Below are 22,122 nucleotides of genomic sequence, written 5' to 3'. Positions count from 1 at the left end.
GTCCGTCTCCGGGGCTGCATTCGTACAGGCCGTTCATCATCGGCACCGGCCTGCACGCCTCGCTGCACTGCCTGGGCAGAGCCTGCGGGGCTGCACCATGCTACTGCCGATGGCGCCCAATTTTGTGCCGAGAAGAGGGGGCAGATCGCCATAAGATTGCGAATTGGCGGGTCCGAAGACCGCCGCTCTGTGCCGCACCGGGTGCATCATCGCTGGGGTAGCGTTGCGGGCCCGGCCTGCGGACGGGCTCGGCAACGCAAGAAGGCTGGAAGACAGAAACCATTTATATGATTTGGCGGAGCAGGGTCGATCTACCTCGGACTTCATCCGCCTCGCCACCGTATCGACAAGGACACGCTGCATGACCACCGAAAGCACACTCCCGGCCAGTGAGGCCATCCAGACCACCCTGCGCCCCATGCGCCCGGAGGACCTGCCCAGTTGCCACGCCATGAGTCTGCACCTGTACTGGCCGCATCGACTGGCCGACTGGCAGTTCCATCATCAGGTCAGCAGCAGTTGGGCAGTCGAACTGGAACAGCCCGATGGCACGCGCAGCGTGGCCGGCAGCGGCATGCTCTGTCCGCTGGGTGAGGACTACGCCTCGCTGGGTCTGGTCATCATCACCGATGCCCTGCAAGGCCGGGGCCTGGGCCGTGCCATGATGCAGCGCCTGCTGCAGGATGCCGGGTCGCGCAATGTCATCCTCAATGCCACCGAGGCCGGACGCCCGCTCTATGAAAAGCTGGGCTTTGTCGTCACCGATACCCTGAGCCAGCACCAGAGCACCACCGCACGGGCCACCCCGGTGCTGGCGCCGGATGCCCGCATCCGTGCGCTGCGCAAGGAGGAATTGCCGCTCCTGCTGGCGCTGGATCGTCAGGCCAGCGGCATGGACCGCAGCGCCCTGCTGGAGCCGCTGCTGGCGAGCTCGGAAGTGGCCGTGCTGGAACAGGCGGGCCAGGTCAAGGGCGTGGCCTATCTGCGCGAGTTCGGTCGTGGCCGCGTGATCGGTCCGGTCATCGCCAGCAATGTGGAGGATGCCAAGACACTCATCGCCCATTGGGTCAACGCCTGTCCGGGCGCCTATCTGCGCATCGACGTGCCGGGTCGTACCGGACTCAAGCCCTGGCTGGAGGAGATCGGCCTGACCTGCGTGGACGACGTGGTCAGCATGTGCCGTGGCACCCCGCCCGCACCTGCGACACAGTGGCGCACCTATTCCATGATCAACCAGGCACTGGGCTGAACGGCCCCGACAACACCACCATGACTTTTCTCTACAAGGCCGATCCGGTACGCGGCGCCGAATGGGCGCAACTGTTTGCCGAGAAGGCACCCGAACTGCCCTTCCAGATCTGGCCGCATGAAGGCGATGGCGCCAGCGTGCGCTATCTGGCCGCATGGACGCCGCCGGACGATATCGCGCAACGCTTCCCCAAGCTGGAAATCCTGTTCTCGGTGGGGGCCGGCATCGATCAGTTCGACATGTCCACCCTGCCGCCGGAGTTGCCCGTGGTGCGCATGACCGAGCCCGGCATTGCCGCCGGCATGGTGCAGTACGTGACGCACGCCGTGCTGGGCCTGCATCGCGACAGCCGCATTTACGCGCGCCAGCAGCGCGACCAGGTATGGCGCGCCCATCGCGTGCGCCCGGCCTCGGCCTGCCGCGTGGGCGTGCTGGGACTGGGCATGCTGGGTCGCGCAGTGCTGCAGCAGTTGCACGGGCTGGGCTTTCCCTGCGCAGGATGGAGCCGCTCGGCGCACCAGATGGACGGCATCGATTGCTACAGCGGCAGCGATGGCCTGCGCGACTTCCTGGCCCGCACCGATGTGCTGGTGTGTCTGGTGCCGCTGACCGAGGACACGCGCGGCCTGCTCAATGGCGCGCTGTTTGCGCAATTGCCGCGCGGAGCCGCCCTGGTCAACGTCGGACGCGGCGGCCATCTGGTGGAAGACGATCTGCTGGCCGCCTTGAATGACGGCCAGTTGAGCGCCGCCGTACTGGACGTGTGCGAGACCGAACCCTTGCCGCAGGGCCACCCGTTCTGGACGCATCCCGACATCGTGCTCACGCCCCACATCGCCAGCATGACCCAGCCCGATGGCGCCGTCGATGCGGTGCTGGAGAACCTGCGCCGCCATCGCGCGGGCCTGCCCCTGCTGGGGCTGATCGACCGCCGGCGCGGTTACTGAGTCCAACTGCCCCCGACCGGAGATGCCGCATGGCAAACAAAATGCCGAACGCCCCTGACACAACGGCACGCCATGCCGCCGGCCGCGGGCAGTTCGCGTCACCTCTCTGGCCAATGCGTTCTATCCTTGATGGCATGGCGAAGTGCGTCAGCGCCCCTTCCCTGCCCCCATTCACTTCCTGACCCTGAAGCCCCGACCATGAAGCTGGAATCCTACTGGACCGATTCTGCACCGCTGTTCATCTCCCCCACGCGCGAGCTGCCCAGGCAGGTCGACGTGGCCATCGTCGGCGGCGGCTTCACCGGCTTGTCGGCCGCGCTGGCACTGGCAAAACGCGGCGCCTCGGTAGTCGTGCTGGAAGCCGGCCCGCACGTGGCCGCCGAAGCCTCGGGGCGCAACGGCGGCCACGTCAACAACGGCCTGGCGGTGGACTATGCGGAGGTCGCGGGCAAGGTCGGCGTGGAGCGCGCGCGGGCCTGGTATCACGCCTATGACGACGCGGTCGATACGGTGGCGCGGCTGGTGGAGGAAGAACAGATAGCCTGCGATTTCCTGCGCCACGGCAAGCTCAAGATGGCCACCAAACCCTATCAGATGGAGGCCCTGCAACGCAGCGCCGACCGCCTCATCGCCGATGGCGTGGACAGTGACGTGGAAATCCTCGATGCGGCCCGCGTGCAGGCCGAGGTGCAGAGCGAGCGCTTCCATGGCGGACTGCTCTACAAACGCAGCGGCCAGATGCACATGGGCCGCTTCGCCTACGGCCTGGCCACTGCGGCCGAACGCCACGGCGCGGCCATCCACACAGGCACCGAAGTGCGGCGCCTGGAACGCATCGGCAACACCCACGCGCATCGCGTCCACACCGCGCGCGGCACCATCACGGCCAAGCAGGTGCTGCTGGCCACCGGTGCCAGCCGTCACGGTGCCTATGGCAGCTTCGGCTGGCTGCGCCGGCGCATCGTGCCCGTCGGCAGCTTCATCGTGGTGACCGAACCGCTGGGTGCCGAACGCGCTGCGGCCCTGCTGGCCAAGCAACGTACCTACACCACGGTGGCCAACATCCACCACTATTTCCGCATGACGCCCGATACCCGCCTGGTCTTCGGTGGCCGGGCGCGCTTTGCGATTTCCAGCCCGCAATCCGATGCCGCCAGCGGCGAGATCCTGCGTCAGGGCCTGCACCAGACCTTCCCGCAACTGGGCCAGGTGCGCCTGGACTACTGCTGGGGCGGGCTGGTGGACATGACCCGCGACCGCCTGCCGCAAGCCGGTGAACGCGATGGCCTGTATTACTCCATGGGCTACAGCGGCCATGGCACCCAGATGTCGGTACACATGGGCCAGTGCATGGCGCGGGTGCTGGCCGGCGACACGCTGGCCAACCCCTGGCGTGAACGCGAGTGGCCGGCCATCCCCGGTCACTTCGGCCCGCCCTGGTTCCTGCCGGTGATCGGCCTGTATTACCAGATCAAGGACAAGTTGGCGTGATGACGCCCGCCGGCTGCATTAACTTTTATTGAATGCTCGTTGATAGCTGCATTAACTTTTGCTGAATGCTCACCATGACCTCTCTGACTCTGACTCTGCAACGCCAGGACCTGATGCCCGGCACCCAACTGATCGGCGCCGAGTGGCGCGCTGCGGCCGATGGCCGTGTGCTGGAGGTGACCGACCCGGCCACCGGCCAGGTGTTCGCCACCGTCCCTGACGGCAGTGCTGCCGATGCCCGCGCCGCCGTCGATGCCGCCGTCGCCGCCTTCCCGGCCTGGCGTGCCACGCCGGCCAAGCAGCGCGCCACCATCATCAAGCGCTGGAACGACCTGCTGCTGGCGCACCAGGAAGACCTTGGTCGCCTGATCTCGCGCGAGCAGGGCAAGCCGCTGGCCGAAGCCAAGGGTGAAGTGGCCTATGCCGCCAGCTATGTGGAATGGTTCGGCGAGGAAGCCACGCGCGCCAATGGCGACATCATCCCGGCACCGGTCAGCGGTCGTCGCATGATGGCGCTGAAGGAACCGGTCGGTGTGGTGGCGGCCATCACGCCTTGGAATTTCCCGGCGGCGATGATCGCCCGCAAGATCGCCCCGGCCCTGGCTGCGGGCTGCACGGTGGTCTGCAAGCCGGCCGAGGATACGCCGCTGACCTCGCTGGCGCTGATCCGCCTGGCGCTGGAGGCAGGCGTGCCACCCGGCGTCATCAACATCGTGACCGCCTCGCGCGAACGCACCCCGGAAGTGGTCGACGTGTGGCTGGCCGACGGGCGCGTGCGCAAGATCAGCTTCACCGGATCGACCGCCGTGGGCAAGCACCTGGCGCGTCATTCGGCCGATACCTTGAAGAAGCTCTCGCTGGAACTGGGTGGCAATGCACCCTTCATCGTCTTTGACGATGCCGATGTCGATGCCGCCATCGATGGCGTGATGGCCGCCAAGTTCCGCAATGGCGGCCAGACCTGCGTGAGCCCCAATCGCATCTACGTGCAGGACAAGGTCTATGAAGCCTTCGTGGCCAAGCTGGGCGCGCGGGTCGCAGCGCTCAAGGTCGGTCCGGCCACCGATGCTGCCTCGCAGATCGGCCCCATGATCAATGCCCGCGCCATCGCCAAGATCGACCAGCACGTGCGCGATGCCATCGAACGGGGTGCGCGCGTGATCACCGGGGGCAAGCGCCTGCAGGGTCCCGGCTTTGAAAGCGACAACTACTACGCGCCTACCGTGCTGGCCAACGTCACCGGCGAGATGCAATGCAGCTGCGAAGAGACCTTCGGACCGGTGGCGCCCATTACCCGCTTCGCGACGGAAGAGGAAGTGATTGCCGCTGCCAATGCCACCCCCTTCGGCCTGGCATCGTATTTCTATTCGACCGATGTGCGCCGCATCCATCGTGTCACCGATGCGCTGGAAAGCGGTATCGTGGGCGTCAACGAAGGTGCGCTGGCGGCGGAAGCCGCGCCCTTCGGCGGTGTGAAGGAATCCGGTTATGGCCGTGAAGGTTCGGTACATGGCCTGGATGATTACCTGCATACCAAATACGTTTGCCAGGGCCAGCTCTGAGGCAGGCTTTGCACTGCCGCCCCTCCCACTGAAACCAACAGGAGTCCCCATGCCCGCGCTGTCCACCCACGATCCCGAGACCGTCCGCGCGCCCTTGCCCGATCTGCTCTTGCGGCCCATGGCCGCAGATGACCTGGGCCACTGCCACCGGCTGTCGCTGCGCTTCAAGTGGCCGCACCGGCTGGAAGACTGGAATTTCCTGCTGCAGATGGGGCAAGGCTACCTGCTCGAAAATACGGCATCGGATGCCCCGCTGCGCACGGTGGGCAGCGTGGTCTGCACCACCTATGGCGAGCACCACGCAGTCATTGGCATGTTGCTGGTGCAGGCTGAATTGCAGCGGCGCGGCCTCGGACGGCGGCTCATGCAGCACGCCGCCAGCCAGGTCAATGGCCGCAGCCTCATCGTCAATGCCACGGCTGCCGGCATGCCGCTCTACAAGCAACTGGGTTTCGTGCAGCAGGATGTGCTGCACCAGTTCCAGGGATCCTCGGCGCAGCCGGTGCTGGTCTCGCTGCCACCGGGCGAGCGCGTGCGGCCGATGGGCAAGAATGACGTGCATCGCCTGCTGGAACTGGATGCCCAAGCCACCGGCATGGATCGCAGCAAGCTGCTGCTGGCCCTGCTGGAGATGTCCGAAGGCGTGGCACTGGACCGTGATGGCGAGATGCTGGGCTTTGCGCTGGTGCGCCGCTTCGGCCATGGACGCGTGATCGGGCCGGTGGTGGCACCGGACGCGGAACGTGCCAAGGGATTGATCGCGCACTGGATCAATACCTATTCGGATTCGTTCATCCGCATCGACGTGTTCGAATCGAGCGGCCTGCCGGCCTGGTTCGACAAGCTGGGCCTGACCTGCGTGGACCACGTCACGCGCATGTGCAAGGGTGAAGCGCCGGCGCGCGATGCGGGCATGCAGCTGTTCTCCATCGTCAATCAGGCGCTGGGCTGAGGTGGTCGTGCTGCTGCCGCAGAAAATGCCGCAGCAGCGCGCAAAACCCATGAAGATGCTTTTTCAGGCCCGCATCTTGCGCATCGGCTACGAGGCCAGGGGCATAGGATAGAACACATGCCGGTTGTGCCGTTTGCCTGCACGGCCTTGTTCAACGCATCTTCAGCGAGTCCATCTCTATGCAAACTTCCGCCCTGGCCGCGCTTGACCGCAGCCACCTGATCCACCCTGTTGCCAGCTTCCGCGAGCATGAAGAGCTGGGCCCCATCATCCTCAAGTCCGGCCAGGGTGCCTACCTGACCGACCACCAGGACAAGCAGTTGCTGGATGCCTTCTCGGGACTGTGGTGCGTCAATACCGGCTATGGCCAGGAAAGCGTGATCCGCGCGGCCACCGAGCAGATGCAGCGCTTGCCGTACGCCACAGGCTATTTCCACTTCGCCTCGGAACCGGCCATCCTGCTGGCCAAGAAGCTGGTGGACATCAGCCCGGCATCGTTGAAGCACGTCTACTTCACGCTGGGCGGCTCGGATGCGGTGGATGCGGCCATTCGCTACATCACGCACTATCACAATTCCATCGGCAAGCCGACCAAGAAGCATTTCATCTCGCTGCAACGTGGTTATCACGGCTCGTCTTCCGTGGGGGCGGGCCTGACGGCGCTGCCCAATTTCCATTTCAATTTCAACCTGCCGCTGCCGACCCAGCATTACCTGCCCTCGCCTTATCCCTACCGCAGCGAACTGCAGGGCGACGAAGCGATCATCGCCGCCTCGGTGCAATCGCTGCGCGAGAAGGTCGCTGAACTGGGCGCGGACAATGTGGCGGCCTTCTTCTGCGAACCGATCCAGGGCTCGGGTGGCGTGGTGGTGCCGCCCAAGGGTTGGTTGAAGGCCATGCAGCTGGCCTGCAATGCACTGGACATTCTGTTCGTGGTGGACGAAGTCATTACCGGTTTCGGCCGCACCGGTCCGATGTTCGCCTGCCTGGATGAGGACGTGCAGCCCGACCTGATGACCATGGCCAAGGGCCTGACCGCGGGTTACGCGCCCATGGGTGCGGTGATGATGTCGGACCGCGTCTACAACGGCATCGCCGATGGCGCCCCGATGAGCACCGTGGTCGGCCATGGCCAGACCTACTCGGCCCATCCGGTCAGTGCGGCGGTGGCGCTGGAGGTCCTGCGGCTGTATGAGGAAGGCGGCCTGCTGGAAAACGGCCGTCGTCTGGAACCGGTGTTTGCCGGTGGCCTGCGCGCGCTGCTGGATCATCCGCTGGTGGGCGATGCCCGCAGCCGAGGCCTGCTGGGTGCGCTGGAACTGGTGGCCGACAAGACGACCAAGGCGCGCTTCGCGCCGGAACTGAAGCTGCATGATCGCATCTTCCAGGTGGCCTATCGGCACGGGCTGGTGTTCCGCGCCTTTGGCGACAACATCCTCGGCTTCGCACCGGCGCTGTGCTATACCGAAGACGATTTTGCGCTGATGTTTGCGCGTCTGCGGGCCATCCTCGATGAAGTGCTGGCCCAAGCCGAGGTTCGCCAGGCCGTGCGCTGAAGCGGCCAATGCGAGTATCGCCTCCTGCCCGATGGGGAAATCACGGCGGGAGGGGTTAAAATGCCCTGCTACATCCTGCCGGACTTCGCTGCGTGGCACACGCGCGCAAGACCGGCAGGCTGAGTCGAATAACCCGAGGCAACATGATGACTAACGGCGCGTTGAAACTGGACCGGATCGATCTGAGGATTTTGTGTCACCTGCAGCAAAATAGCCGCATTACCAATGTAATCCTGGCCGACGCCGTCGGCCTCTCCCCCAGCCCCTGCCTGATCCGCGTCAAGCGCCTGGAGAAGGCTGGCTACATCAGCGGCTATGGCGCCTATATCCGCCTGGAAAAGCTGGCCGACGTCCAGATCGTCTTCACCGAAGTGACGCTGTCGGACCATCGCCGCGAAGACTTCGCCAAGTTCGAAGCCACCATCCGCAATGTCGATGAGATCATCGAATGCCATCTGGTCAGCGGTGGCTATGACTACCTGCTCAAGTTCATGACCCGCAGCGTGGTGCACTACCAGAGCGTGATCGAGTCGCTGCTGGAACAGAACCTGCGCATCGAAAAGTATTTCAGCTACATCGTCATCAAGTCGCCGTTCATCAAGCACCACTACCCGCTGGAAAAGTTCATCCAGACCTGAGTCCGCTGGCGGGCCATCGCCCGTTGGCGGGCCGCGCGGCCCCTTCTGCGCAAGTTCCTTCACTTCGCCCCGCAAGCGCCGTCCCCGCGCGCCTGCCCCTGGCGGCTGCCTGAGCCGCCATCACGACAGGCCGCAACGACCCGCTTGCAGCATCTCCATCGAATCTCCACAAAAACCCCCGGAAATCCCCCCATCGGTCAGCAAACTGTCCTTTACTTTTGTAAAGATGCGCCGTTAACCTTCGGGTGTGCTGACGGACCGTCAGTTTCTCAAATTACAAGAAAATCATCGTTATTCAGGGGTCAACATGGCAACTTCCACGGGGACGGTATCGACATCGGCCGGTCCGCTTGACGTCGCGACGCTGGTCAATCAGCTCATTGCGGTGGAGAGCAAATCCAGACTCACACCACTGAAGGCCAAGGAAAGCGGGTTCAATACGCTCATCTCCGCCTATGGTTCGCTCAAGAATGCGCTATCGAGCTACCAGAGTGCGTTGAAGCTCATGACGGCAGCCAGCTTCAGCGCCCAGAAGACCACCGTCTCCAACGCCGGCGCCGGCAGCAACCTGACCACCGATCCGTTCACGGCCGAGGCCAACAGCGACGATTCGACCAAGGTCCTGGCGCAGAAGCTCAAATCCGGCGGCTATGCCAGCGGCACCACCTTCAATGCCGGCGACTCCATCGCCATCAAGGTCGGCACCGGCTCGCCCCGCTTCATCACCTTGCAGGCCAATGCCACGCTGGCCGGGGTGCGTGACGCCATCAACGCCGCCAAGGCGGGCGTGTCGGCCTCCATCGTGACCGATGGCAGCGGCGCCCATCTGGTGCTGGAAGCCAATACCGGCGGCACGGCCAACACCATCAAGCTCACGGCCAACAATTCGCTGGCGGGGCTGAACTACGACCCGGCGGTCGCGGGCTCGGTCACCCAGATCCAGGCCCCGCGCGACGCCACCAAGGCCGCCGCCGGCAAGTACAGCATCGGCGTGAACCAGCTGGCGCAGGCGGTCAAGGTCAGTTCGGCCGGCATCGCACCGGGCACGACCTTCGACAATGGCGTGCTGGCCATCAAGACCGGCAACGGCTCGACCACCCTGATCCAGCCCAAGTCCAACACCTTGGCCGGCGTGCGCGACGCCATCAATGCCAGCGAGGCGGGCGTGAATGCGGCCATCGTCAGCGACGGCAGCAACGACCACCTGGTGCTGACCGCCAAGGACAGCGGTGCGGCCAACAGCCTGCGGGTGAGCGGCACGGGCAATTTCGCGGTGTTCAACTTCGACCCGAGCGGCACCGTCACCACCACCGGCGTGGCGACCAACCAGACCTATGGCACGGGCAGCCTGACGCTGCAGGTGGGCAGCACGTCCTTCACCATCAACCCGAGCGATCTCGACAACAGCGGCGCGATCGGACTGAACGACGTGATGAAGGCCATCAACGATGCCGGCACCGGGGTCACCGCCAGCATCAGCAATGACGGCAGCAAGGACCATCTGGTGCTGACCCCGGCCGGCAATGCGCCCATCAAGCTGGTCGGCAGCAATGACTACGCCGACCTGGCCGGCAGCAGCATGGGGCAGTTGGCCAAGGCGCAGGATGCCCGGCTGACCATCGATGGCGTGGCCGTGACCAGCACCACCAACAAGGTCAGCAATGCGATTTCGGGGGTGACGCTCAATCTGACCAAGCTCACCACCCCGGCCGACGACTTTTCGCTGTCCGTCACCAACGACACCAGCGGTCTGACCACGGCGGCCAACAGTTTCGTGAGCGCCTACAATACGCTGGCCAAGGCGGTCGCCAACCTCACCAGGCAGACCCCGTCCACCACCAAGGGCCAGGCCAGTACCGGCTCCCCGCTGGCAGCCGAGTCCTCGGTACTGAGCATGATGGCGCAGATCCGCAGCACCATGCTGGGTGCACTGGGCGCGGACGGTCGCATGAATCTCTCGCTGGTGGGGATCTCGTTCCAGAAGGATGGCACGCTGGCGCTGGAGGCCAGCAAGCTGACGGCGGCGGGCAACAAGGATTTCGAGGCGGTCAGCAATCTCTTCAGCGGCGCCGGCGGCGTGGTACCCAAGCTGCAGAAGGTGATGGACAGCATCCTCGGCGACAGCGGCACGCTGGCCGCCAAGACCCGCGGGCTGCAGGACAGCCTCAAGATCGTGACCGACCAGCAGAGCGCCGCCAATACACGACTGCAGAACCTGAAGGACAACTACACCAACCAGTTCAACCGGCTCAATCTCACGCTGGCGACCATGCAGTCGCGGCAGAGCTATCTGACGCAGCAGTTGAGCAAGTTGTCCAAGTCGTCGTGATGAACAGGGTCGCGCCAGATGACGTGGCCGGGGAAGCGGTAACACCCGTTTGCAGGGAGCGCGTCGCCGCTGCATCGAAGAGATCCCAAGTTGCTCCGCTTCATCCGAAGCCCAATGGATTCTGGCAACGCATGTTCGCGGCACGGCATGATGGAAGGCTATGGAACCCTCACCTGCGACGCGTCTTCCCGCATCTCGATGCGCACCGCTCAGTGGCACAACATCGCAAGGCCATCCATGATGCACTGGAAACGATCCGGCAATTGCGTAACCGCATCGCCCATCACGAACCGATATTCCATCGTGCGCTGGAGGCCGAGTATCGATTGATCGGCCAACTGATCGCGTGGCGCTCACCACAGACCTTCCGCTGGATGCAGCAGCACCAGCAAATCACCACCTGGCTGGCCGCCCGTCCATAGATGGCGCGGTATCGTTATACTGGTTGTCTACCTCATGACGACAACAAGCACCTTGCAGCGTGCAAACCAGGAATGGAGACACAGTGACCGCCCTCAACTACCTCGATGACTTCCAACCCGGCCAGGTATTGCGCTCGCCGGGCACGCTCACCGTGAGCGCCGAAGAGATCAAGCAGTTCGCCCGACAATACGATCCCCAACCCTTCCACCTCGACGAAGCGGCGGCGCAGCAGACTTTCTTCCGCGGCCTGGCCGCCAGCGGCTGGCATACCGCCGCGCTGACCATGCGCCTGCTGGTCGATACCCTGCACATCCAGGGCGGCATCATCGGTGCCGGCTTCGATGAATTCCGCTGGCCGCGTCCGACACGTCCGGGCGATGTGCTGCGTCTTGAAGCGGAAGTGCTGGGCATCAAGACCTCGCAATCCAAGCCGCAGCAGGGTTTCCTCAATCATCGTGTGACCACCTACAACCAGCACGACGAAGCCGTGCTCATCATGACCGGCAACCTGCTGGTACCGCGCCGCAGCCCGGGCTGAACGCTTACGCGGCGTCGGGCTGCCGTGCCGGATGCGCCTGCTCGAAAGCGGGCAGCGCATTGCAGGCAGCCTCGATGGCGCACAGCGTCGGGTACGGTGCCATGTCCACTTCGAAACGGCGTGCGTTGAAGATCTGCGGAACCAGGAAGCAATCGGCCATGGTCGGCGCATCCCCCACGCAGAAATGGCCGCGCGTGGTGTCGGCCGCCAGTTGCTGCTCCAGCGCCGTGAAACCAAGCTTGATCCAGTGCTGGATCCAGGCCGTCTTCTGCGCTTCATCCACTGCAAGCGTGTGCTTGAGATAACGCAGTACGCGCAGATTGTTCAGCGGATGAATCTCGCAGGCGATGGCCAGCGAAAGCTCACGGATGTGCGCGCGCGCAAAGGCGTCGCCAGGCAGGAGCGATGGGGTCGGATAGCGCTCGTCCAGATACTCCAGCATCGCCATCGATTGCGTGAGCAGCTTGCCCTGGTCGGCCAGCACCGGAACCAGCGCATGCGGATTCAATTGCGTGAAGGCGGGCAGCAACTGCTCACCGCCCTGGTTCAACAGATGCACGGCCGCCGTCTCGTAGGCCACGCCCTTGAGATTGAGCGCGATGCGCACGCGATAGGAGGCCGAGCTGCGGAAATAGCTGTAGAGAGTCGTCATGCGCTTGCTTGCTCCAGAAAAGAAGATCGGATCATGCCAGGCTGCGCGCAGGCAGCACGGTCCCGGCCGCCTCGCCGAAACCGATGGTCGGCAGGCCATCGCGGCGCGCTACTGCGCGCAGGATGATGGTATCGCCATCTTCCAGGAAGACGCGCTTCTCGCCATTGGCCAGGGTCAGCGGCGACTTGCCGCCACTGCTCAGCTCCAGCAGCGAACCGGCCTGATCGGCTGCCGGTCCGGACAGGGTCCCCGAACCGAAGAAGTCGCCCGGACGCAGATTGCAGCCATTGACGGTATGGTGCGTGACCAGTTGCGCCACGGTCCAGTAGGCGTCCCGATAATTGCCCAGCGAAAGTCGCTGCGGCGCACTGCCGGCTTCACGCATGGCGGCGGTCTGGATCAGCACTTCCAGTTCGATATCGAAGGCGCCGCTCTGGCGCAGGGTCGGTGCATCCAGATAGGGCAGCGGCTGTGGATCGTCCGCCGGACGCGTCCAGGCGCAACGGTAAGGTGCCAGTGCTTCCAGGGTCACGATCCAGGGCGAAATGGTGGAAGCAAAGCTCTTGGACAGGAAGGGGCCCAGCGGCTGGTATTCCCAGGCCTGCACATCGCGTGCGGACCAGTCGTTCAACAGGCACAGGCCGAACACCTTGTCCTCGGCCTGATCCATCGGCACCGGTTCGCCCAGGGCATTGCCGCCGCCGATGAAGATGCCCAGTTCCAGTTCATAGTCGAGCCGCTTGCAGGGACCGAAGGTGGGCAAGTCCGCATCGGGTGCCCTGGTCTGGCCCACCGGACGACGGAACTGCTGGCCGGAGACGGCGATGGACGAAGCCCGACCGTGATAGCCGATCGGCACCCACTTGTAGTTGGGCAGCAGCGGATTGTCGGGACGGAACAGCTTGCCGACCGTGGTCGCGTGATGGATGGAGGTATAGAAGTCGGTGTAGTCACCGATCACGGCGGGGACGTCAAACTCGGACTGCGCCTGGGGCACCAGGCAGGCAGCCAGTTCGCTCTGGTGCGCCGAACCGCTGCGCAGCAGGCGCGACAGTGCCAGACGCAGTGCCGACCAGGCCGCCGGCTCCAGCGCCATCAGCGCATTGAGACGGCTGCCGCTACAGGCAGCATGCGCCGCTGCGCGCGTGGCTTCGTCAAAGCCGGAGAAGGCGCCGGCGGCCTGGGCCGCAGGCAGGTCCAGGATCTGGTCACCGATGGCCACGCCAGTGCGGTAACTTTCTTCACTGCCGCTGCGACGGAACACGCCGTAAGGCAGGTTCTGGATCGGGAAGCTGCTGTTTTCTGCATTTGCACTCGGGACCCAGCTCCGCAGGGAGGGGTCGTGGGTTTCGTTCAGTGTCAGGCTGCTCTGGCTCATGCGCGCTCCGGGTTGAAGTTCTTTTGAATGCCCAGCCAGCAGTCCTGATAATCGCGCTGCAGGGTCGGCGCGGACAAGGCGTGACGGGTCGGGCAAAGGATGTTGCGGGTCTCGAACATGAAGGCCATGGTGTGATCGACCTTGTTCGGCGTACTGGTATCGATGCGGCTGGCTTTCTCGAAGGTGGCCGCATCCGGTCCGTGACCGCTCATGCAATTATGCAGGCTGCCGCCACCGGGCACAAAGCCGCCGCCTTCCTTGGCGTCGTACTGGCCGGTGATCAGGCCCATGTATTCGCTGGCCACGTTGCGGTGGAACCAGGGGGGACGGAAGGTGTCTTCCGCTGCCAGCCAGCGCGGCGGGAAGATCACGAAATCGATGGTATCCACGCCGGGGGTATCGCTCTGCGATTGCAGCACCAGGAAGATCGACGGATCGGGATGGTCATAGCTGATCGAGCCGATGGTGTTGAAGTGGCGCAGGTCGTACTTGTAGGGTGCGTAGTTGCCGTGCCAGGCCACCACGTCCAGCGGCGAATGGCCGATCTTCGCTTGCCACAGATGGCCGCCGAACTTGGCGATGAGCTGGAAGTCTCCCTCACGGTCCTCGTACCAGGCATGCGGTGTGGCGAAATCGCGCGGATTGGCCAGGCCATTGGAACCCAAGGGGCCGAGGTCCGGCAGGCGCAACAGGGCGCCAAAGTTCTCGCAGATGTAGCCGCGCGCCTGGCCATCGGGCAGACGCACCTGGAAGCGCACGCCACGCGGGATGACGGCGATCTCCTGCGGTTCGATGTCGATCACGCCCAGCTCGGTGCGCAATTGCAGGCGACCCAGTTGCGGCACGATCAGCAGTTCGCCATCGGCCGAATAGAAAAAGCGATCGGTCATCGAGCAATTGGCCGCGTAGAGGTGAATGGCGCAGCCACTCTGCGCTTGCGGCGAGCCGTTGCCGGCCATGGTAACCAGGCCTTCGATGAAGTCGGTCGGCACGGTCGGCATGGGCAGCGGATCCCAGCGCAACTGGTTGGGTGGCGGCGCGACGTCGTCGAAGTGGCTCACCAGCAGGCCGCGTTCCATCGGTTCGAAGGGATGATGCACGGCAGCCGGACGGATGCGATAGAGCCAGGAGCGGCGGTTGTGACCACGTGGCGCGGTGAAGGCCGTGCCGGAAATCTGTTCGGCATACAGGCCATAGGCCACGCGCTGCGGCGAATTCCGATGCGACGGCAAGGCGCCGGGCAGGGCTTCGGTAGCAAACTCGTTGCCGAAGCCGGACTGGTAGCCACGCGTATGCACGTGGTGGCTGACGGCAGAATCGGTGACGGTATTCATGCGGAGACTCCTCGGGAAGTACGATGCAACCGGGCGATGGTCAGTGCCGAGATCAGGGCCGGCACGGCCGCGGCGATGAACAGGGAGCCATTGCTCCACTGCAACGCGATCAACTGGCCACCGATGACCGGGCCCACCACCGAGCCGATGCGCCCGATCCCCAGCGCCCAGCCGATGCCGGTGGAACGCAGCGCAGTCGGATAGAAGGTACCGGCCAGCGCATTGACGGCTGGCTGGCCGCCGACGACGCAGAAGCCCGCCACGATCACCGCCAGGAACAGCAGCACCGGTGTGGCAGCGACCTTGCCGATCAAGGCGATGGACAGGCAGGCCAGCAGGAAGCAGCTGCCCAGCACGCGGGTGAAACCGAAGCGGTTGATGAAGCGGCCCAGGGTCAGCGTACCGACCACGCCGCCCACCTGCAGCGAGGTACCGATCAGCACCGCCATGCTGGTGGAATAGCCGGCATCATGGATCAGCGTGGGCAGCCAGTTGGAGAGGAAATACAGGTTGATCAGGTTCATGAAGCTGATCAGCCACAGCAACACGGTAACGGTGCCGCGGCCATCACGGAACAGGGCCGCCACCGGCATGCCTTCGGCCTTGGCTTCCTTGGCCACGATCTCGGTGCTGTCGTCGATGACCAGAGCGGGCGCGAGCTTGCGTAGCCAGCGGCTCACCTGGGCGCGCGGACGGCGGTGCAGGACCAGGAACTGGATCGATTCCGGCAGCCAGACCAGCATGGCCAGCCCCAGCAGCAGCGGCACCGCGCCGCCCACCCAGAACACCGCATGCCAGCCATGCGCCGGGATCAGTGCGGCACTGACGAATCCGCCTGCTGCCGCGCCCACGGTAAAGCCGCAGGAGACCAGCATCATGCGCGTCACGCGCGAGGACTGCGGGCTGAACTCGCCCACCAGCGCCATCGCATTGGGCATGATGCTGCCCAGGCCGAAGCCGGTGATGAAGCGCACGATGAGCAGCTGATCGAGGGTCGTCACCAGCGGCGTCACCAGCATGCAGACCGCAAAGAACAGGGTGGAGACGATCAGTACCGGACGACGTCCGTAACGGTCGCCCACCGGCGTGAGCATCAGCGAACCAAGCAGCATGCCGAACAGACCGGCACCGAATACCGGACCCAGGCTGGCCTTGCTCACGCCCCAGTCGGCGATGATGGCCGGGGCCACGTAGCCCATGGCCTGCACGTCGAAGCCATCGATGATCAGGCACAGGCCGCACAGCAGCAGCAGGCCGAACTGGAAAGAACCGAACTGGCCCTGCTCCACCACCTGGTCCACATGGACGGTAGGGAGAGCGCCACGATTGTGGATGCTCATTGTCTTGCTCCTCGTCTGTCTTTACTTTTTTTTAGTTGTCTGGCCTGCCATTGCCGCGCCGTCGAGGCTGACAATGGCAGATTCGCATGGCCGTATGCGCAGGCGCTGCCGCGCGGCTCTTGATGGTGTTTATCGCGACGTCACTGTAGTGCAATCGTCCCTCTTTTACGATATAAATACGAAAATACGATCCATTCATTTCATGAATATTGCAGCGCACGCAGCCTTGCCGCGCGGCTGACCCGACCATGCCCCTCATCGAACCGCGTGACATCGACCTCAACCTGCTGGTGGTTTTCCAGGAGGTGTTCCAGGAACGCCAGATTTCCTCGGTGGCGCGTCGGCTGGGGCTGTCGCAGCCGGCCGTGTCCAATGCGCTGGCGCGCCTGCGGCGCAGTTTCGGCGACGAGCTGTTCGTGCGCACGGCGCAAGGCATGCAGCCCACACCGTTTGCCGAGCAGCTGGCCGAGCCGGTGGCTGCGGCGCTGCAACAAGTCGCCCGCGCGCTCAACCGGCAGGAAGGTTTTGCCCCCCAGACCAGCGAGCGCCGCTTCACCATCGCCATGACCGACGTCGGCGAGGTGTATTTCATGCCGCGTCTGGTCGAGGCCTGTGCCGAGGTCGCGCCGGGGGTGAGCCTGTCCACCGTGCGCGCCGGCGCCGTCGATCTGAAGCGCGAAATGGAAGCAGGCCGGGTGGACCTGGCCATCGGCGCCTTCGACAATCTGTCGGAGGCGCTCTATCAACGGCGGCTGTTCCGCCAGGAATACGTCAGCATGTTCCGCCTCGGTCATGTGCTGGACCGGCGTGGCGAAGTGGGTCTCAAGGAGTTCCTGGCGGCCGAGCATCTGATGGTGTCCTCGCTGGAGAGTCCCTACGACCGCATCAACCAGAACCTGGAAAAGGCCGGCATCCTGCCCAGTGTGCGCTTCCGCGTACCGCACTTCACGGCGGTGCCCTATATCGTCAGCACCACGGCCCTGGTCGTGACCGTGCCGCGCAAGCTGGCCGAAAGTGCGGCTGCGCCCTTCGGGCTGCGTTACATCAAGCCACCGCTGCGCCTGCCGGCGCTGCAGACCAACATGTTCTGGCATCGCCGTTACAATCAGGACGAGGGCAATGTCTGGCTGCGCAACCTGATCTCGGCGCACTTTGCAGAATGAATCCGGGCGGTATCTGAACCGGAACCAAGACACTGGCCGCAAGGCAAGGGAGGAGACACATGCACATCTATCGCAACTATGACCGCCAGGCGTTGGACCAGCAGTACAACGTGCGCCTGCGCATCACCGATTTCCAGGACTGGTTCGACCGTTTCGCCCGCCAGGGAGAAGCGGCGCGGCAAGCCCATCCGCACCTGGCCGATGTGCCCTATGGCGAGGACGCGCTGCAGACCCTGGATTTCTTTCCCGGAAGCACCAATGGCCGGCCGCTGCTGGTGTTCATCCACGGCGGCTACTGGCGCTCGCTGGACAAGCACCAGTTCAGCCAGATAGCTCTGCCCTATCTGGCGCAGGACATCAACGTGGCCCTCATCAATTACCGGCTGGCACCGCAGGCGCGCATGGGCGATATCGCCGCCGACTGCGGCCGCGCGCTGCGCCTGCTCTATGCCAAGGCGGCGGCACTGCGCTTTGATCCGGATGCGATCTGGCTCATGGGCCACTCCGCCGGCGCCCACCTGGCCGCGCTGATCGCCTCGCTGGGCGCAGCGCCCGTGCGCGGCGTGTGCGGCATCAGCGGCATCTATGACCTGGAACCGGTGCGACTGTCCTATCTCAACGAAGTGCTGCACCTCTCGCCCTCGGACGCCCAGCAGGCCAGCCCGCAATTGCTGGCCATGCCCAATGGCGTACAGGCCCTGCTGTGTGCGGGCGCGGAAGAGTCAGCGGAATTCCTGCGCCAGCGTGACCTCTATGCGACCACCCTGCGCCAGTCGGGGCATGCCGTGGAAGTGGTGGCGCTGCCGGGTCAGCACCACCTGAGCGTGGTGGATGTGGCTGCGGATGCGGGCAGTGTGTTGACCCGGACCATGCTGAAGATGATGCTGGGATGATGCGGCCATCCCTGTGCCTGGCTGCCCGCTGAGGAGGAAATGCTTCAGGGGGTCTTGCGGGGACGGCGGATCCTGGCGCGCGGCTTTTCAGAAACGGCCATGTTCGGACGCCCGATCTTCACCGGTTCCGGCGTCAGGTCGAAGCTGGTCTTGTCGGGGAACGTGGCCGTCAAGACCAACCGCCCGCCCAGACCCCGCACGAAATCCATGACGCTGCTGACCAGCAGATCATCCCGGCTTTCCATCTTCGAGATGGCGGCTTGCTGCACCTGCAGGCGCTCTGCCAGACTGGCCTGCGTGACTTGCAAGCGCTTGCGCAAGGCTTGCAGCTTGATGCTGGTCTGCATGGATTCCGTTCTTGCCTCTGCCTGCAGTTGCGCCTCCGGTCGCATGCGGGCGCGCAGTTCGCTAAACTTCTTTGCCATGGTCGATTGCCTCCTTGCTCAATGTGTCGAGATGATCGTCGTAGAGCTTGTCCGCGAGCGGGACGTATTGCTCGTACCAACGCTGATTGCCGCTCTTGACCCCGCCGATCAACAGAATCGCATGCCGCTGCGGATCAAATGCGTAGAAGACGCGGTAAGGTCGCCCCCTGTGCTGCATCCGGAGCTCCCTCATGTGCGCATGCCTGGAACCGGAAATTCCCGAACTGTAGGGATACCTGAGCGCCGTTCCGTTCTTCTCCAGCAGGCCGACGCAGGCGGCAACGGAAATCTGTTCGGCCTCGTCGAGTTGCTCCCACCAAAGCTCGAATTCGTCAGTGAATTCTACATCGCATTGCATCGAATATTCCTCCAAAGACATATTCCGTCAAAAGAATTTTTTGAACATGGCAGGAGAGTTACCGGCAACAGTCGCTCCTGGCGTGGCTCGCCAGCGTAACCAGTCGCGCGGGCAAATCATTTTTGGCTAGCAAATTGGCGGGGAATCTCGAAAAGTTTTGTGGACAGAGCCTTACACTGCCCCGCCCGAGACAACAATAAGAATCATTTTCATCTGAACTATAATAGCGGCCTGCCCCGCCGACCGCCCCCGCAGCGGCACGGCTGACAAGACCAACAAGGCGCATGCGCCCTCGCCGCTTTAGTGATACATGTTCAAGAAGATCTGGTTCCAGTTGCACTGGTTCATCGGCATTACCGCCGGCACCCTGTTGATGACCATCGGCGTGACCGGCGCCGTCCTGGCTTTCCGCGAGGAAATCATGGAGGCCATGAGCCCTGGCGTGATGCACGTCGAGGTACGCCAGCAGGCCACGCTCACGCCCCAGCAACTGCTGGACAAGCTGCACGAGGCCCAACCGCAGCGACGTGTCACGACCCTGACCCTGAGTACCGACGCGGGCGCCTCGGCGCGCGTGGTATTCGCCCCGCCACCGGGCGTGCGGCGCGGTGAGGCGCGCTATGCCGATCCCTATACGGGCGCGCTGCTGCCGCCGGTGACGGGCGCGGCTTTCTTCGAACTGGTCGAACGTTTCCACCGCTGGCTGCTGCTGCCTACCGAGATCGGCAAGATCGTGCTGGGTACGCTGGCGCTGTCGCTGCTGATGCTGGCGCTCTCGGGCCTGTACCTGCGCTGGCCGCGTCGCCCCTTGTCGCTGCGCGCCTGGCTGCGACTGGACTTCCAGCTGCAGGGACGCTCCTTCCTGTGGAACCTGCATTCGGTCATCGGTACCTGGTCGCTGGTGATGTATGTGCTGCTGGCCACCACCGGCGCCTACTGGGCGCTGGACTGGTTCAAGGACGGCGTCAACACGCTGGCCGGCGAGAGCCGTCGGCCGCCCATGCAGCGCGGTGAGGGCCGGAAGAACCCGGCATCGGACCAGGTCGTGCCGCTGGACCTGACCCGGGTCTGGAACAGCTTCCTCAGCAAGGCGCCGGACTACCGCAGTGCGCAGTTGCGCCTGCCGGAACAGGGCTTCCAGCCGGTGCAGATCTTCTTCCTCGATCACGCTGCGCCCCATGAGCGCGCCCGCAGCCGCATGGTGGTGCTGCCGCAAAGTGGCGAGATCCGGCAACTGGAGCGCTACGAAGACAAGAGCAAGGGCGGCAAGCTCATCGCCGCCATCTACCCGCTGCACATGGGCAGCTACTTCGGCCTGCCGGGCCGCATCATCATGGCCATCGCCAGTCTGATGATGCCGCTCTTCGGCATCACCGGCTGGCTGCTGTACCTGGATCGTCGCCGCAAGAAAGCCGCCCTGCGCGCCGAACGTGCCGGCCTGGGCGACACGGCCAACCAGGGCGACGCCGAACCGGTGCTGGTGGCCTATGCCTCGCAGACAGGCCAGGCCGAGCGCATCGCCCTGCATACCGCCGCCGGACTGCGCCGCAGCGGTACCGCCGTGCATCTGCAATCACTGGCGCAATGCACGCCGGAAAGCCTGCGCCATCACCGCCGCATCCTCTTCATCGCCAGCACCTTCGGCGAAGGCGATGCCCCGGACAGCGCGCGCGGCTTCGAGAAGCGCCTGCGCCAGGCGCCAGGCCAGTCGCTGACGCACGTGCACTACGCCATCCTGGCCCTGGGCGACCGTCACTATGCGCAGTTCTGCGGATTCGGTCACACGCTCGACCACGGTCTGCGCCAGTGCGGCGCCCAGCCCCTGTTCCCGCTGATCGAAGTCGACCGCATGGCCGGCGTGGCGCTGCGCAAATGGGAAAACGAACTGGCCGCCCACGGCCTGCAAACCCGGGTGGCCGAGCTCCTGCCCACCACGGGCCCGACCTGGCAGACCTGGCGGCTGAAGCGCCGCGTCCTGATGAATCCGGGCAGCCAGGGCGCAGCGCTGTACCACCTCGAATTGCAAGCGCAGGATAGTGCCCTGCCCGACTGGCAAGCCGGTGCCCTGGTGGAGATCCTGCCGCGCCACGCGCCGGATCGTGTCGCCCTGCTGCTGCAGCGCCTGCAACTCGATGGCGCCGCCATGGTGAAACATCAAGGGCAAGCACGGACGCTGGCCGAGGCCCTGGCCTGCAGCGTCCTGCCGCTGCATCCCGAGCGCCAGGCACAGGCCCTGGCCGACCAGTTGCAGCCGCTGGCCGCGCGTTCGTATTCGGTGGCCTCGGTGCCACAGGATGGTGCCGTGCACCTGCTGGTGCGCCAGGTCCGGCATGAAGACGGACTGGGACTGGCCTCGGGCTGGCTGACCGAATTTGCACCAAGCGATGCAGAGATCGACCTGCGTCTGGTGGAAAACGCCGGCTTCGCTCCCGTGCCCGCCGACACCCCTGCCATCTTCATCGGCAACGGTTCCGGCCTGGCCGGCTTGCGCAGCCATCTGCGCGCCCGCCTGCAGCACGGAGAAACGAAGACGCGCAACTGGCTGCTGTTTGGCGAACGCAACGAACGTGCCGACTTCTTGTATCGCGATGAATTGCAGGCCTGGCTGGAACAGGGTCACCTGGCCCGACTGGACCTGGCCTTCTCGCGCGACCAGGGGCAACGCCTGTATGTGCAGGACCGCCTGCGCGAGGCCGCACCTGAACTGCACCGATGGCTGGCCCAGGGCGCGGTGATCTATGTCTGTGGCAGCCTGGAAGGCATGGCCGCCGGGGTCGATGCCGTCCTCACAGACCTGCTGGGCGAGGCCGGCCTGCATGCCCTGATCGAACAGAACCGCTATCGTCGCGACGTTTATTGATCGCTGCGGCGGCAGGCAGACAACACCTGCCGCG

At 64.6% G+C, this 22,122-nt stretch carries 19 protein-coding genes; 13 read left to right on the top strand and 6 right to left on the bottom strand.

Annotation, left to right across the window (positions count from 1 at the left end; all coding sequences use genetic code 11):
* Nucleotides 1-361 precede the first annotated feature (361 nt).
* From HWE01_RS19765 to HWE01_RS19720, 10 genes are all read left to right on the top strand, one after another.
* Nucleotides 362-1,249: a GNAT family N-acetyltransferase gene (locus HWE01_RS19765; protein WP_241822650.1), complete on the top strand. Its 888-nt coding sequence runs from the start codon at nucleotides 362-364 to the stop codon at nucleotides 1,247-1,249.
* A 20-nt stretch (nucleotides 1,250-1,269) separates the two neighbouring features.
* A complete protein-coding gene (locus tag HWE01_RS19760; RefSeq protein WP_008326278.1) occupies nucleotides 1,270-2,196 on the top strand; it encodes a 2-hydroxyacid dehydrogenase in 927 nt (308 codons plus the stop codon).
* A gap of 198 nt (nucleotides 2,197-2,394) precedes the next feature.
* Nucleotides 2,395-3,687 carry an NAD(P)/FAD-dependent oxidoreductase gene (locus tag HWE01_RS19755; RefSeq protein WP_241822649.1) on the top strand — a complete coding sequence of 431 codons (1,293 nt, stop codon included), beginning with the start codon at nucleotides 2,395-2,397 and terminating at the stop codon, nucleotides 3,685-3,687.
* Nucleotides 3,688-3,752: 65 nt separating this feature from the next.
* Nucleotides 3,753-5,249, top strand: a complete 1,497-nt coding sequence (locus tag HWE01_RS19750) for an NAD-dependent succinate-semialdehyde dehydrogenase (RefSeq protein WP_241822648.1) — start codon at nucleotides 3,753-3,755, stop codon at nucleotides 5,247-5,249.
* A 49-nt stretch (nucleotides 5,250-5,298) separates the two neighbouring features.
* On the top strand, nucleotides 5,299-6,201 hold the full coding sequence (locus HWE01_RS19745) for a GNAT family N-acetyltransferase (RefSeq protein WP_241822647.1): 903 nt from the start codon (nucleotides 5,299-5,301) through the stop codon (nucleotides 6,199-6,201).
* 179 nt (nucleotides 6,202-6,380) lie between these two features.
* Nucleotides 6,381-7,757, top strand: coding sequence for an aspartate aminotransferase family protein (locus tag HWE01_RS19740; protein WP_241822646.1), 1,377 nt, complete (start codon nucleotides 6,381-6,383; stop codon nucleotides 7,755-7,757).
* A 143-nt stretch (nucleotides 7,758-7,900) separates the two neighbouring features.
* Nucleotides 7,901-8,395 carry an Lrp/AsnC family transcriptional regulator gene (locus HWE01_RS19735; RefSeq protein WP_081486017.1) on the top strand — a complete coding sequence of 165 codons (495 nt, stop codon included), beginning with the start codon at nucleotides 7,901-7,903 and terminating at the stop codon, nucleotides 8,393-8,395.
* A 307-nt stretch (nucleotides 8,396-8,702) separates the two neighbouring features.
* Nucleotides 8,703-10,724: a flagellar filament capping protein FliD gene (gene fliD / locus HWE01_RS19730; protein ID WP_241822645.1), complete on the top strand. Its 2,022-nt coding sequence runs from the start codon at nucleotides 8,703-8,705 to the stop codon at nucleotides 10,722-10,724.
* 212 nt (nucleotides 10,725-10,936) lie between these two features.
* Entirely contained in the window at nucleotides 10,937-11,146 is a 210-nt protein-coding gene (locus HWE01_RS19725) for an Abi family protein (RefSeq protein ID WP_241822644.1), read from the top strand.
* An 83-nt stretch (nucleotides 11,147-11,229) separates the two neighbouring features.
* Entirely contained in the window at nucleotides 11,230-11,685 is a 456-nt protein-coding gene (locus HWE01_RS19720) for a MaoC family dehydratase (RefSeq protein ID WP_241822643.1), read from the top strand.
* A gap of 4 nt (nucleotides 11,686-11,689) precedes the next feature.
* On the opposite strand, the gene maiA is transcribed toward HWE01_RS19720, so the two are convergent.
* From maiA to HWE01_RS19700, 4 genes are read right to left on the bottom strand one after another with little or no spacing between them, the layout of a single operon-like run.
* Nucleotides 11,690-12,337 carry a maleylacetoacetate isomerase gene (gene maiA, locus HWE01_RS19715; protein ID WP_008326254.1) on the bottom strand — a complete coding sequence of 216 codons (648 nt, stop codon included), beginning with the start codon at nucleotides 12,335-12,337 and terminating at the stop codon, nucleotides 11,690-11,692.
* 31 nt (nucleotides 12,338-12,368) lie between these two features.
* Entirely contained in the window at nucleotides 12,369-13,715 is a 1,347-nt protein-coding gene (gene fahA / locus HWE01_RS19710) for a fumarylacetoacetase (RefSeq protein WP_008326253.1), read from the bottom strand.
* Entirely contained in the window at nucleotides 13,712-15,049 is a 1,338-nt protein-coding gene (gene hmgA, locus HWE01_RS19705; protein WP_241822642.1) for a homogentisate 1,2-dioxygenase, read from the bottom strand. Before hmgA ends, fahA begins: the two co-directional genes overlap by 4 nt.
* A complete protein-coding gene (locus HWE01_RS19700; RefSeq protein ID WP_241822641.1) occupies nucleotides 15,046-16,389 on the bottom strand; it encodes an MFS transporter in 1,344 nt (447 codons plus the stop codon). The genes hmgA and HWE01_RS19700 overlap by 4 nt, the downstream gene beginning before the upstream one ends.
* A gap of 248 nt (nucleotides 16,390-16,637) precedes the next feature.
* Between HWE01_RS19700 and HWE01_RS19695 the strand changes: the two genes are divergently transcribed.
* Together HWE01_RS19695 and HWE01_RS19690 are read left to right on the top strand one after the other, a co-directional pair.
* Nucleotides 16,638-17,552, top strand: a complete 915-nt coding sequence (locus tag HWE01_RS19695) for a LysR family transcriptional regulator (protein WP_008326250.1) — start codon at nucleotides 16,638-16,640, stop codon at nucleotides 17,550-17,552.
* 59 nt (nucleotides 17,553-17,611) lie between these two features.
* On the top strand, nucleotides 17,612-18,445 hold the full coding sequence (locus HWE01_RS19690) for an alpha/beta hydrolase (RefSeq protein WP_008326249.1): 834 nt from the start codon (nucleotides 17,612-17,614) through the stop codon (nucleotides 18,443-18,445).
* Nucleotides 18,446-18,489: 44 nt separating this feature from the next.
* On the opposite strand, the gene HWE01_RS19685 is transcribed toward HWE01_RS19690, so the two are convergent.
* The gene (locus HWE01_RS19685) at nucleotides 18,490-18,870 is read right to left on the bottom strand and encodes a helix-turn-helix domain-containing protein (protein ID WP_241822640.1); all 381 of its coding nucleotides are present in this window, start codon (nucleotides 18,868-18,870) and stop codon (nucleotides 18,490-18,492) included.
* Nucleotides 18,854-19,228 (bottom strand): type II toxin-antitoxin system RelE/ParE family toxin, encoded by a 375-nt coding sequence (locus HWE01_RS19680; RefSeq protein ID WP_241822639.1) that lies wholly within the window; start codon nucleotides 19,226-19,228, stop codon nucleotides 18,854-18,856. The genes HWE01_RS19685 and HWE01_RS19680 overlap by 17 nt, the downstream gene beginning before the upstream one ends.
* Nucleotides 19,229-19,538: 310 nt before the next feature.
* Here HWE01_RS19680 and HWE01_RS19675 point away from each other — a divergent pair, with 310 nt between their 5' ends.
* Nucleotides 19,539-22,088, top strand: coding sequence for a sulfite reductase flavoprotein subunit alpha (locus tag HWE01_RS19675; RefSeq protein ID WP_241822638.1), 2,550 nt, complete (start codon nucleotides 19,539-19,541; stop codon nucleotides 22,086-22,088).
* The last annotated feature ends 34 nt before the right edge of the window (nucleotides 22,089-22,122 follow it).

The sequence above is a fragment of the Herbaspirillum sp. C7C8 genome, assembly GCF_022627875.1.
Lineage (GTDB): Bacteria > Pseudomonadota > Gammaproteobacteria > Burkholderiales > Burkholderiaceae_D > Herbaspirillum.
The sequence above is the reverse complement of the archived record's forward strand: the minus strand, read 5'-3'. Positions and strand labels throughout refer to the sequence as shown.